The sequence below is a fragment of the Corynebacterium sp. NML180780 genome, assembly GCF_007786415.1.
Classification (GTDB): Bacteria; Actinomycetota; Actinomycetes; order Mycobacteriales; family Mycobacteriaceae; genus Corynebacterium; species Corynebacterium gottingense.
In genome coordinates, this window is record NZ_VNKN01000020.1 from 1 (window position 1) to 13060 (window position 13060).

Genomic DNA, 13060 nt, shown 5'->3' on the forward strand with positions numbered 1-13060 from the left:
CGTGCACCTGGAAAGACTGCACCGTACCAGCCACACGCTGCCAGGCGCACCACATGAGCGAACACCGCCACGGCGGCGAGACCACGCCCGCCAACCTTGGTTGGTTGTGCCAGTACCACAACTCGCAAGCCGCGACCGGCGCCCGGGGCCACACCGAACGGCGGGACGGAAGGATCTATTACGTCTCGCCATACGGAAACGCCACCCCCACCGGCACCGACCACACCGCCCGCGCGCCCAGCCGCACACCGCCCGACTAACTCCCCCCAACGCAAAAGCCCGCGCGCCAGCAACCCCGGCGCGCGGGCAAGCATGCCCGAAAGGCGTTACAGCAGGTCGCGGAGCACCGGATCCGCGATCTTCAGCACGTTCTCGCGCGCTTCCTTCGCGGTCGGGGCGTCGACGGCGTAGTTGGCCATCTGGCGGCAGGTGTCCATGTCGTGCAGGCGCAGCGCGGCGCGCACCGCGTTCACCTTTGTCGGCGCCATGGACAGCGAGGTGATGCCCAGGCCGACAAGCACGAGCGCCATCAGCGGGTCGCCGCCGGCCTCGCCGCACACGCCGACCGTCTTGCCAGTGGCGTAGCCGCCCATGCCGGTCGCCTTGATCATGTTCAGCACCGGCGGCTGCCACGGGCTGAGCAGCTCCGCAAGCTCGCCCTGCATGCGGTCGGCGGCCATCGTGTACTGGGACAGGTCGTTGGTGCCGATGGAGGCGAAGTCGGCGATGCTCAGCACGTGCCCGGCGCGGATCGCCGCCGCCGGGGTCTCCACCATGATGCCCACCTTGGGCAGCCCGTAGCCGCGGGCCTTGTCGCAGAACCACTGGGTCTCCTCCACCGTGGCGACCATCGGCGCCATGACCCACAGCTCGGCCTCCGGCACATTGGCGTGGGCGTTGGCCAGCGCCTGCAGCTGATCGTTGAGCAGGTCCTCGCGGGCCATGGACAGGCGCAGCCCGCGGCGGCCCAGCGCCGGGTTCTCCTCCTCGCCGAGGTCGGCAAAGCTCAGCGGCTTGTCCGCGCCCGCGTCCAGGGTGCGCACGACCACGCGGCGCTTGCCAAAGGCGCGCAGCACGCGGGTGTAGGTCTCGGTCTGCTCGTCCACGGTCGGCGCGGAGTCGCGGTCCAGGAACAGGAACTCGGTGCGGAACAGACCGGAGCCTTCCAGGTCGAACTTGGAGGCCTTCTCCGCGTCCTCCGCGGTACCGATGTTGGCCAGCAGCTTCACCTTGTAGCCGTCGCGGGTCGCGCCCTCGCCGGACGAGCCGGCCAGCGCCTCTGCACGGCGGCGGGAGCGCTCCTCCAGCTCGTTCACGTCGGAATCGGACGGGGCGACGATGACTTCGCCGACGCCGCCGTCGATGGCGAGCGGGGTGGCGTCGTCAATCGCCCCAAGAATGCCCTTCACCTGCACCGCCGCCGGGATGCCCAGCTGCGCGGCCAGGATCGCGGTGTGCGAGGTCGCGCCGCCGCCCTCGGTGACGATGCCCAGCACGCGCTCCGGGTCGAGCGTCGCGGTCTCGGCGGGCGCGAGGTCGTGGGCGACGAGGATCGACGGCTCGGCAAAGTCCGGCACGCCCGGCTCCGGCAGGCCGCGCACGCGCGCGGTGGCGCGGTCGCGGATGTCGTACAGGTCGGTCACGCGCTCCGCCATGTAGCCGCCGAGCTTGCGCAGCTTCCCGGCGTAGACCTCGACGGCGTCGTGGATCGCGTGCGTGACGCCGGTGCCCTTCTTCAGCTCCTTCTCGATGCCGCGGATCAGCCCACGGTCCGTCGCCAGCGTCGCGGTCGCCTCCAGCACCTGCTTCGACGTCGCGGAGTTCGCATGCTCGGCGCGCTGCTTCAGGGACTCCGCCACCTCCTGCAGCGCTGCCTTGACGCGCTCGCTGTCGCCCTCGACGGCGGCCGGCTCGCTGTCGTCCACGCCGACGGCGAGCCTCACAACTGCAAGCGGGCCGGATGCGGTGCCGGCGGACACTCCGATTCCGTAGAGAACAGTGCGGTTGGTCATGGTCATTCCTTTCGCTAGTCCGCCCCCGACACTACTCGTCCGCCTGCGCCTCCTGCAGGCGGGCGACGTGAAGCCCCAGGTACGCGACTTCGTCGTCAGTCAGCTCGCGCCCGAACCGCAGCTCAACCACCTGCGCGACCTTCCGCGCTACCTCCATCTCGGCGGGGTACGCGCGCAGCAGCTCGCGCGTCAGCGGCGAATTCCCGTGGTCCAGCTGCGCCCCGCGCTCCAGCCGCACGAAGAGATACCTCGCATGCGTGATGAAGCGGGCAGTGCTTATCGACGCCACGTCCACCCCCTCACCCCATTCAGCCCCAATCACGTCCAGCATCTGCTGGATCACGCCCGTCATGCGGTACGTGTGCGCCAAGTCGCCGGTGTTGAACCCCGCGTTGACCAGGTGGAGGGTGAGCGCCGTCGCCTCCTCGGGCGGGAGCGGCGCGTCGAGCCGCCGGTTGATTGCGGCGAGCAGCCGCTCCCCCTGCGCCGCCTCCTCCGGGTAGAGGTGCGTGACCTCGGCGCGAAGCGGGTACTCCACGGTGGTGCCCGCCTTCGCCCGCTCGGCGGCGCCGCCGATGTGGTCCGCGATGGCGGTCACCAGGGTCAGCCGGGGGTTCACGCCGATCTCTTCGAGCGCGGCCGCGGCATTGTCGACCGTCCGGGCCGGTAGCCCTGCGATCATTTCGCCTGCGTCGTCGGGGTCGCGGCCGTCGATAGGCACGAAGATGCGCTGTACCTTGGACTCGTCGAGCGCGTCGCCCTGCTTGGTCTTGAAGCCAACGCCGCGGCCGGTGACCACCACCGGCTCGTCGCCTCGGCGGGCGAGCACGACGTTGTTGTTAAACACGCGCAGGACTTGCATGCCCTAAGCGTAACGCGCCCGCCGCGGGATCTTCCGCTGCGGGCGCGCTGTGGCTGAGTGGGCCTTACTTGGTCACGCCGAGGACGGGCTGCCCCTCGGTGACGGTGTTGGTGGCCAGGTCATCAACACCGGTGAGCGTCTTGGAGTTGACCACCGTGGTGATCACGGTCGGGTCGACACCGGCGGCCTTGATGGACGCGAAGTCCACCTCCGCCAGCGGCTCGCCGGCCTTGATCTGCTGCTTCTTCTCAGCGACCGGCGTGAAGCCCTCGCCGCCGAGCTTGACGGTGTCAATGCCAATGTGCACCAGGATCTCCACGCCATCGGCGGTCTTGATGCCGTAGGCGTGGCCCGTCTTGGCCACGGAAATAACCTTGCCGGACACCGGGGCGGCGACGGTGACGTTGTCGTCCTGCGGCTCGATGCCGACTGCGTGGCCGAGCGCGCCGGAGGCGAAGGCGGCGTCGCCGAGCTTGTCCATCGGGACGACCGCGCCGGCGATCGGTGCCAGGACCTCCTTGGTCACCACGGCGGGCTCAGCGGACTCAGCGGCAGCAGCGGGTGCTGCGGCGGTTGCGGGAGCCGGGTCGGCGGGGTCGGCAGCCTCAGTCTCCACGCCGTCACGCGCCGCGGCGGCGCGGGCGAGCGCCTCCGCCTTCTCCTCCGGGGTGCGGTAGTCGGTGATGAGGATGACGAAGAAAGCCGTGAAGAACGCGACGGCAATCGCGACGAGGTAGACCCACATCGGGTCGAACACGAACACGGTCGGGATGGAGGTGAACACGAAGGCGTTCGTCTTCACGCCGCCGAACGGGGTGCCCAGGATCGCGATGGTCAGGCCACCGGCGAAGCAGCCGACGAGCATGCGCGGGTAGATCTTCTTGAAGCGCAGGTGGATGCCGTAGAGCGACGGCTCGGAGATGCCGCCGAGCAGGCCAGCGGCCAGGGCGGAGCCGGCGGTCTGGCGCATGAGCGGGTCGCGGTCGCGAAGCGAGATAGCCAGCACCGCGGCGGTGGCACCGAAGCAGGCGAAGTTCCACGCGCCCATCGGGCCCTGGATGAAGTCGTAGCCGAGAGTGTCAATGTTCACCAGCATCAGGGCGTTGAGCGGCCAGTGCAGGCCAAGCGGCACCAGGAACGGGTACAGCATCGGGATGAGCAGCGCGAAGACGAACGGGGCGTTGCCGTTCATCCAGGCCAGGCCGGTGCCGATCCAGGCGCCGAGCAGGTAGCCGAAGGGGCCGATGAGGAAGGCGGTGACCGGGATCATCACCAGCAGGGTGAGGAACGGCACGAAGACCATGTGCACCGCGGACGGGATGATCTTCTGGAACCCCTTGTACAGCGCCGCGGCGACCGCGGCCATGATCAGCGGCACGAAGACGTTGCCGTCGTAGCCGTTGTGGATCATCGGCAGGCCGAAGACATCGATCACGTCGGTCGGCTCGCCGAAGAGCTCGACCGTGCGCACCTCTGGGTGCTCGGCAAGCGTCATGAAGTTCGGCGTGAACAACGCCAGCATGATCGCAGCGGGCACCCACGGGTCAATGTTGAGCTTCTTGCCGGCGTTGTAGGCCACCGCCACGGGCAGGAAGTAGAAGACCGAGCTCCACATCGCGTCGACGAACTGCCAGCCCGGGGTCTTCAACTCCGCGCGGAAGTCCACGAGGTGGAACGCGTCGAGCACCGCGGCAAACGCGATGATCAGCGACGCACCAAGCAACACGCCCAGAATCGGGCGGAACGAGTCCGACAGGTACTCAAAGAACGTGTCCAGCCACGGCAGCCGGCCCTTGGCCTTGTCGCGCTGCTGCTTCTTCAAGTCGTCGTTGGACACGGCGCCGCGCCCCGCCATCTCCGGCAGGTTATTGATGTCGTTGTACACATTCGCCACGTCACCGCCGATGATGACCTGGTAGTGGCTCCCGCCCTGCGGCACAGCACCCATCACCTTGGGGTTGGCTTCGAGGCGTTCCTTGTCGGCCTTGGTGGCGTCGACAAGCTCGAGGCGCAAACGCGTCGCGCAGTGCGTCATGCTCACAATATTGTCCGGCCCGCCGATACCGGCGAGGATGTCGGCAGCCTGCTCCTGGCGGCCGACCTTCGTGGATGCCATCGGTATGCTCCTTTTCGCTTCAGGCAAACAAAAAGACCTGGGACGCCAAAACGCCCCAGGTCTTGCCCCGCGAACTCACGCGGGTAACAACCCTGTTGTTGGCCTCAATCTTAGGCCCGCCGCCACCGCAATAGCAAAGGGCAGGGCACTCCATCCGAGGGTAGAGAGCAAACTGGGCACCCCGGGCAGCGCGATCACGCCCATCGTGCACACCAGCGCCACGCCGGCCGCCCAGCTGCGCACCGGCGAGCGCAGGTCCACCGCCGTCATGGCCAGCGGGATCAGCCACACCGCGTAGTAGCCCTGCAGCAGGCCGCCGACCAGGAACACGCCGCAGAACAGCACGCCGATCGTGCAAAACGCCCACACCACGCCAAGCTCGCGCCGCTGCGGGAACAGCACCGCCACCGCGCCGAACACGCCGATGAGCACGACGATGCTCACCGCGACCGTGCCCGCGCCGCTGAGCCCGAGCGCGCCGATCGCGCCGTTGTCGTACTGCCGCGTCTCCGCCAGGTAGGGCACGAGCCGCTCGGTGTACCAGCCCGGCTCCGCGGTGGTGGCCCAGCCGATGCCAAACAGCGCCGCGTAGACCGCGCCCGCGCCGACGAGCACCCACCACTGCCCCAGCAGGAACGGCACGGCGATGAGCACGATGAACTGCGGTTTGATCGTCACCGCGTACGCGAGCAGGAGCGTGGCGACGATCCGCGAGCCCGGATAGTCGCGCAGGCACGCGTGCACGAACGCCACCATGACCAGAAGCAGGAACCCGTTGATATTCGTGAGGTAGATCGTGGATTCCACCGGCTCCGGTACGTTGAACGCGATGCCGATCGCCGCGAGCGTGAGCGGGCGCGCCATCTCCGGCGCGACCATCTTGGCGGTCCACCAGAGGGCAATGCTTATCGACGCCACACTCGCCCCCACCATCGCCCACCGGGCCACATCGAACGCGCCGAACACCGCCAGCGGTGCCAGGACAACGTTCGCCCCTGGCCCGTAAAGGTAGTGGGGGTCGGACGTGGAGTAGTCCTCGTTGTAGACCGGGACGCCGTGCGTGTAGCGCTGGACGGCGTCCCAGATGGGGACGAAGTCGAGGCCGTCGCGAAGCAGCGGCAGGATGATCGCGGCGCGCAGCAGGCCGATGATCGCGGCGGACCAGAGCAGCCACGCCGGCACGCGCCGCGGCAGCAGCGCCGTGTGCGCGCCGTGCGCGGGAACGCCCGCGCCGGCGGCCACCTACGCCTCCGGCTTGACCATCGGGAACAGGACGGTCTCACGGATGCCCAGGCCGGTCAGGGCCATGAGCAGGCGGTCCACGCCCATGCCGCAGCCGGCTGTCGGCGGCATGCCTTGTTCCATGGCGGCGAGGAAGTCCTCGTCAAGCACCATGGCCTCGTCGTCGCCGTTGGCGGCCAGGCGCGCCTGGTCCTCGAAGCGAGCGCGCTGGATCACCGGGTCGACGAGCTCGGAGTAGCCGGTGGCCAGCTCGAAGCCTCGCACGTAGAGGTCCCACTTTTCGGTCACGCCCGGCTTGTCGCGGTGGTCGCGCGTCAGCGGCGAGGTCTCGACCGGGAAGTTGGTCACAAACGTCGGTTCGTAGAGCTGGTCGCCGCACAGCTCCTCCCAGATCTCCTCGACCAGCTTGCCGTGGCCCCAGCCGGCACCCTCCGGCACCTTGAGGCCGATGGTGTCGGCGATCGCGGTGAGCTCCTCCACGCTCGACTCGATGGTCACCTCGGGCTGGCCCGGGAATTTGCGGGCGAGGGCCTCGTTGAGGCTCGGGTACATCTCCAGGACTTTCCACTCGCCGGAGAAGTCGTACTCGGTGCCGTCGGCAAGCGTGACCTGCTCGGAGCCGAAGACCTCGCGGGCGCAGAACTGCACCAGGCCCTTCATCATTTCGGCGCCGTCGTGGTAGGTGCCCCACGCCTGGTAGGTCTCCAGCATGGTGAACTCCGGCGAGTGCGACTTGTCCACGCCCTCGTTGCGGAAGTTCCGGTTGATCTCAAAGACGCGGTCGATGCCGCCGACGACCGCGCGCTTGAGGTACAGCTCCGGCGCGATGCGCAGGTACAGGTCGATGTCCAGCGCGTTCGAGTGGGTCACAAACGGTCGGGCGGCGGCGCCGCCGTGCAGCGTCTGCAGCATCGGCGTCTCGATCTCCACGAAGTCCTCGCCCGTGAGGTACTTGCGCACCGCGGCGATGGTGCGGATGCGCGTCATCGCGTTCGTGCGGGCGTCCTCGCGCATGATCAGGTCGGTGTAGCGCTGGCGGACGCGCTGCTCCTCGTTCATGTCCGCGAAGGCGACGGGCAGCGGACGCAGCGCCTTCGACGCCATCTGCCAGGACTGCGCCTGGACGGAGAGCTCGCCGCGTCGAGAAGCGATGACCCGGCCCTTCACGGACACGATGTCGCCGAGATCAGTGTCCGACTTCCACGCGGCCAGCGCGTCCTCGCCGACCTCCGCGAGCGAGAGCATGACCTGCAGCTGCGTGCCGTTGCCCTCCTGCAGGGTGGCGAAGCAGAGCTTGCCCGTGTTGCGCTGGAACATGATGCGGCCCGCGACGGCCACCACGTCCTGGGTCTCCTGCCCCGGCTCCAGCTTGGTCGCGCCGTCGCCCTCCCCCTCGGGCACGGCCTGGTACTTCGCCCGCAGGTCCTGCAGGGAGGTGGTCCGCTCGACGCTGACTGGGTAGGCGTCCTGGCCGGCGTCGAGAAGCTTCTGCCTCTTGTCCCGGCGGATCTGCTGCTGCTCTGAAAGTTCTGGCGTATTCACGTTCAGCCATCGTAGTCGGTCAGCGAGGCTCACTCGACTCCACGGTCACGGTACCGCGCCGCCCGCCCACAAGACTCACCGCGGCCAGGGCGATTATCGACGCCACCACCCCCGCCACGAACGCCGACGCAGACCCCTCCGCCTGCGTCGCGCCCGCCGCCACGCGCAGCGACATCACGCCGATGAGCACCGCGGTGCCGGCCGCGCCGCCGAGCTGCTGCAGCGTGTTGAGGATCGCGGAGCCGTGCGAGTACAGCGCGTTCGGCAGGGCGGACAGCGACGCGGTGAGCAGCGGCGTCATCACCATCGCCATCGCCACGTTCACCGCGATCAGCGAGACCACGATCACCCACGCCGGGGTGTCCTCGCCAAGCAGCAGCCACAGCGCGGCCTGCGAGGCCCCCATGAGGATCGCGCCGGGGACGGCCAGCGGGCGGGTCCCCACGGCGTCGTAGATCCGCCCCGCGATCGGCGAGGCGATCCCCTGCGCCACGCCGCCCGGCAGCAGGAGCAGGCCGGTGAGCAGCGTGGACAGACCGAGCGCGCCCTGCATGTAGATGGGCAGTAGGTTCACGGTGCCCAGGAACGCGCCGAAGATGAAGACGACGGCGATGATGGAGCAGGTGAAGTCGCGGTAGCGGAACGCCCCGAAGTCCAGCAGCGCGCGGTGGCGGGCGGCAAGGCGACGCTGGCGGCGCACGAACACGACGGTGAACGCGATACCCACCGCCAGCGCGATCGCCGGGGCGACGGACTCGCCGGTGAGGAGCTGCGTGAACGTCGATAAGCCGTAGACCAGGCCGCCGAACGCCAGCACCGACAGCCCGACCGAGGGCAGGTCGAGCGGCGTCGAGCGGGTCTCGCCGACATTGCGCATGAAGAAGAACGCGCAGACGACGAGCAGCACGGGCACCGGCACCATCACCCAGAAGATGTGGTGCCACGTGTACGCGTTCAGCACCGCGCCGGCCAGCGCCGGGCCGAGCGCCGGGGCGACCGAGATCACCACGGCATTGAGCCCCATCACCGTGCCGCGGCGCTGCGGCGAAATCACGTTGAGCGTGACCGTGAACAGCAGCGGGATCATCACCGCCGTGCCCGCGGCCTGGACGATGCGGGCGAGGATCAGGACGACGAAGGCAGGCGAGAGCGCCGCGAGCACGCTGCCGCCGATGAACAGGCCCATCGCGGCGAAGTACAGGGTGCGGGTTGTAAGCCGCTCGATGAGGAAGCCGGTGGTAGGGATCACCACGGCCATCGTGAGCATAAAGCCGGTGAGCAGCCACTGCGCCACGTCCGCGCTGACCGCGAACTCCTGCATGATCGCCGGCAGGGCCACCGAGACCGTCGTCTCGTTGAAGATCATCATCATCGCCGAGAACACGAGGATGCCAAGCAGGACCGCCGGGTTGGGTGCGGCGGAAGCGGTACGGGCGGTCACGCGCGGAGTCACCTTTCTGTGGGACAAAAGAAGGAGCACGCGGGCAGCACGCTTATCGACGCTCCCCTGTGCTCCAGGCAATGCTGAGCCCGCCTACTGTATGCCACGGCGGGCGGTGGCGCTACTCGCACATCGGCAGCGCGAGTCGCTTCTCCTCGGCCTCGTGGCCGTTGATGACCACCATGAACTGCTCCTTGTTCTCCGGCACCATCACGAAGGCCGGCGGGTAGGCGTCCGGGACTTCGTAGGAGTCGATCATGCACTCGCCGCTGCCCAGGATGACGGCCTCGTCGCGGCCCGGCACGACCTCGTCGCGCGCGTCCTGCGACACGTACTTGGACACGGACACGCCCAGGTCCTGGTTGGCGCAGCGGATCTTGCCCTCCTGGCCCTGCTCCGGGGTGGCGGACTCGCACTGCAGGTCCTCCCAACCCTTCTGGCCCGAGCTGCCGGACACCAGCTGCGGGTACGCCTCGGCGATCTCCGCGTCGGCGCCCTCCCACTGCGCGCCGCGGCTGTTGTCCCACCACCACCAGAACGCGCCGAGCGCGATGAGCAGCAGGACGAGCACCGCGATGATCCAGGGCCACGGGTTCATTTTGCTCTTCACCACGGCGGGGCGCTTGTACTCGCCGGTGGGGCCGTAGGCGTACGGCTCCGGGGGCTTGCGGTAGCCGTCCTGCGGGCGCGGCGCCACGGAGGTCAGCGGGCCCTGGTCCTCGACCGCGGAGGCGGCGCCGCCCGCCAGGGCGAGGAGGTAGCCGGCGCAGGAGCCGGCCTCGCCGGCCAGCTCGGCGTCCACGGGGGTGCCGGTGAGCTCGGCGACGAGGTCGCGGAAATCGGCGCGGTTGCGCTCGGCGGACCCGGTGGCGTCACTGAGCGAGGGCGCAGGGCCCACGAGCGCCATCTTCACGGGCGTGGACGACCAGGCGGGCTGGACCAGCAGGTGGTCCGGTGTAATCGAGCGGGCGACAAAGTCGGCGTGGCCCTCGCGGTTGTAGGCGTCGATGGCCTCGGCGACCGGCTGGAGCAGGTCGCGGGCCTCGGTCTTGGTAAAGGCGGAGCCGACGGCCTGCTTCTCGCCCAGCAGCTGGCGCAGGGGCGTGCCGGTCGGGGCCTCGCGCAGCACGAACAGGTGCCCGCCGTCGGTCAGTCCGGCGCCGCGCGGCTGGAACACGCCCGGGTGCGACGCCTCCGCGAGCGCGGTGTTGAGCGCGCCGACCACATCGGCTGCGTCGGGCCCCGGCGTGGCGGCAAACAGCTCGACCTCCACGGCCTGGCCGCTCTCGTTGGACGCGGTGTACAGGGTGGAATCGGCGGTGCGGCCCGTTTCCAGGACCTGCTCCTGGTCGAAGGTGAAGCCGAAGCGCTGGTTCAGCAGTGCAGCGATGTTGGACACAGACATGTCCAAGAGTGTAGCGCCCGCTATGCCTCGATGTTTTTAAACCCGACGCCCAGCGGCACGCCGACGTTATCAATCAGGTGCACGCCGCCCAGATCGACGGCGGCGAGGAGGCGGGCGTCGCCGGTCGGTGGGGCGGGGCGCATGGCAAGGTCGCGCAGCTCAAGGTAGGCGGGCTCGACCCCGGCGGCGGCGAGCACCCCGCGGGCGGTTTCCAGGACCGCGTCCGCGCCGTGCTCCGCCGCGTGCGCGCCCGCCGTCAACGCCGCGGCCAGCGCGAGCGCCGCGTCGCGGTGCTCCTCCGGCACGTCGCCGTTGCGCAGGCTCACCGCCAGCCCGTCTGGCATGCGCACCGTGGGCACGCTGTGGATCTTCACCTCCATGCGCAGCGCCGTGACCGCCAGCTGCGTCGCCACGAGCAGCTCGAAGTCCTTCTCCCCCAGCACCAGGTCCGTGGCGTGGGTGGCGTTGAGCGTGGCGAGCAGCCGCGCCACGTCGCGCCCGACCGCCTCGGCGTCTTCCAGGTGCGCCATCCCGGTGTCCACGCTGGCGGCGCAGCCCAGTGCTCCGTGGAAGACCACGTCGACCTTTTCCTCGGCGAAGACCTCCGGGACCTCGTCGCCCGAGAAGGTGACAAACACGTACGAGCCCAGCAGCGACTTCGCCGCCCGGATCAGCTCGATGTGCCCGGCGTGCACCGCGCGGCCGAGCGGCACGACCACGATCGACTTGCCCACCTTCCGGAACGCGCGCCCGTAGGTGGCCAGCAGCGCCTCGTCGCGCACGACGGTCGCTGCTCCCGGTGTAAACGTCATTGGTTTCTCCCTTCGTATTTGTCCATTGCCCACACTTGCATGGCGGCGTCGCGGGCCTGTTCCGCACCCCTGCGCTGCATGTCCACGAACGCGCGGCGCACGCCTGGATCATCGATCGCGCCCAGCAGCAGGTCCGCCGTGGCCGGGTCGAGGCCCGGCCCCTCGCCCGCGGGCTCGTCCCCGAGCGCCGGGAGGTTGGGGATGGCGGAGGTGAGGAGTTGGTGGGCGTCGATAAGCAAGGTGCGCTGCGCGGCACGAAGTTCCTGCGCGGCAGCGATGCGCGGGCGCGCCGAATCTGCGATGGGCACGGCGGCGCCGCCGGATTCCGCGACGAGCATGGCGACGACGCCTTCGCCGAGCTCGTCGGCCGCGGACGTGAGCCACGTGCGGTCGTGGAGGCGGTAGGCGCACATGACGATCGCGTGCGCCGTTTCCACGTCATCAAGCAGCTGCGCGCCGCCGAGCAGCGCCGTGTGCAGGAACATTTGGCGCGGCCGCGCGTACGGGGCGAGGCGGGCGGCGATGCTGCGGACTTCGGCGGGGCTGGCGACGTCGATGAGCACGAGGTCCACGTGCGCGATGAGCCCGGGGTCCGCGAGGTCGAGCGGGCGGACGGTATGCCCGGCGCGCTCGAGGTCGTCGGCGAGCCCGCACGCGTTGCCGATCGCGCCGGCCAAGAGTGTCGGCGCCACTAGCGCTTGTTGCGTTCCAGCAGCTCAGAGACGGACAGCGAGCCCTCGCGGCCGGCATCGCGGCGGCGTCGGCCTCCGCGGCGCTCATCGCTTTCACGCTTCTCGACGCCCTGCTCATGCCGCCCGACGTACTCCTCCGGCTCCGGCTGCGGTTGGGGTTGAGGCTTGGGCTCCGGCTCCGGCTTGGGTGCGGCGGTTTCGGTCTTGGTCCGCTCGCTGATCAGCGCCGACAGCGGGTTCTGCTGCTCGCGCTGCGGCTGCTGCCCGATGTTGCCGCGCACAGCGTCGCTGCTCGGCGCGCCGCTGGGGCGACCGCGGCGGTGGGAGCCGTTCGCGCGCTCCGGGGCCGGGGTGCGCACCACGGAGATCTTCGCGGTGTCAAAGCTCGACGGCCCCTTGGTCTCGTGCTTGTGGGGCTCGGACTTGGGCGCCTCAACGGGCTCAGCCGGCTCGCTCGGCGCAGTCGGCTCAGCCGCTGCCTCCGCTTCCGCCGGGCGCTCGAGTTCCTGGATGCGCCGCGCCGCCGCACGCACCGCGGCCGGCTCGTACTCGAAGACCTGCCCGCTCATCTCCTCCAGCTGGGAGCGCAGCGCCTTGATCTCCGCTTGCAGCTCGCGGAGCAGCTCGGTGTCCACCGGGCTCGCGCCACCCGCGGCGGCCGCCGGCTGGCGCTCCAGGCGCGCCAGTTCTTCCTTGTGGTTCGCCTCGCTCTGCTTGAGCGCGCGGGTCGCTTCGTCGCGGTCGCGGCGCATGCGGAAGATCACGATCAGCCCGGCCGCGGCGGCCCACAGCGCGAGGATGAGCGAGATTTTCAGCGCGTTTGCCGAGTTGGTAAACAGCATCACCACCGTGCCCACGATCGCGAGCGCGAACGGCACGATGACCCAGAGGTTTCCGCGGTCACTAGAAGAGGGTTGGGCAGTCATGATTAGTACC

General features: G+C 69.5%; 10 protein-coding genes and 1 pseudogene. 1 reads left to right on the forward strand and 10 read right to left on the reverse strand.

What is annotated here, in order from left to right:
• Nucleotides 1–260 (forward strand): annotated as a pseudogene (locus FPP74_RS11485) (HNH endonuclease); the annotation flags it as partial.
• A gap of 66 nt (nt 261–326) precedes the next feature.
• Here the strand turns inward: FPP74_RS11485 and ptsP are convergent.
• The 10 genes from ptsP to FPP74_RS11535 form a co-directional block, all read right to left on the reverse strand.
• Nucleotides 327–2012: a phosphoenolpyruvate--protein phosphotransferase gene (gene ptsP, locus FPP74_RS11490; RefSeq protein ID WP_144718653.1), complete on the reverse strand. Its 1686-nt coding sequence runs from the start codon at nt 2010–2012 to the stop codon at nt 327–329.
• A gap of 31 nt (nt 2013–2043) precedes the next feature.
• Nucleotides 2044–2874 (reverse strand): PRD domain-containing protein, encoded by an 831-nt coding sequence (locus FPP74_RS11495; protein ID WP_144718656.1) that lies wholly within the window; start codon nt 2872–2874, stop codon nt 2044–2046.
• Between the two features lie 64 nt (nt 2875–2938).
• Complete coding sequence (locus FPP74_RS11500; RefSeq protein ID WP_144718659.1) at nt 2939–4990, reverse strand: glucose PTS transporter subunit IIA; 2052 nt, start codon at nt 4988–4990, stop codon at nt 2939–2941.
• A 75-nt stretch (nt 4991–5065) separates the two neighbouring features.
• Complete coding sequence (locus FPP74_RS11505) at nt 5066–6232, reverse strand: glycosyltransferase family 87 protein (protein ID WP_144718662.1); 1167 nt, start codon at nt 6230–6232, stop codon at nt 5066–5068.
• Entirely contained in the window at nt 6233–7774 is a 1542-nt protein-coding gene (gene lysS, locus FPP74_RS11510) for a lysine--tRNA ligase (RefSeq protein ID WP_095537923.1), read from the reverse strand.
• A gap of 19 nt (nt 7775–7793) precedes the next feature.
• On the reverse strand, nt 7794–9215 hold the full coding sequence (locus tag FPP74_RS11515) for a DHA2 family efflux MFS transporter permease subunit (protein ID WP_239216592.1): 1422 nt from the start codon (nt 9213–9215) through the stop codon (nt 7794–7796).
• 121 nt (nt 9216–9336) lie between these two features.
• Nucleotides 9337–10620: a hypothetical protein gene (locus FPP74_RS11520; protein ID WP_144718665.1), complete on the reverse strand. Its 1284-nt coding sequence runs from the start codon at nt 10618–10620 to the stop codon at nt 9337–9339.
• Between the two features lie 20 nt (nt 10621–10640).
• Nucleotides 10641–11432 carry a pantoate--beta-alanine ligase gene (locus FPP74_RS11525; RefSeq protein ID WP_144718668.1) on the reverse strand — a complete coding sequence of 264 codons (792 nt, stop codon included), beginning with the start codon at nt 11430–11432 and terminating at the stop codon, nt 10641–10643.
• Entirely contained in the window at nt 11429–12124 is a 696-nt protein-coding gene (locus tag FPP74_RS11530) for a hypothetical protein (protein ID WP_144718670.1), read from the reverse strand. Before FPP74_RS11530 ends, FPP74_RS11525 begins: the two co-directional genes overlap by 4 nt.
• Nucleotides 12124–13050 carry a DUF6779 domain-containing protein gene (locus FPP74_RS11535; RefSeq protein ID WP_144718673.1) on the reverse strand — a complete coding sequence of 309 codons (927 nt, stop codon included), beginning with the start codon at nt 13048–13050 and terminating at the stop codon, nt 12124–12126. Before FPP74_RS11535 ends, FPP74_RS11530 begins: the two co-directional genes overlap by 1 nt.
• Nucleotides 13051–13060: the final 10 nt, after the last annotated feature.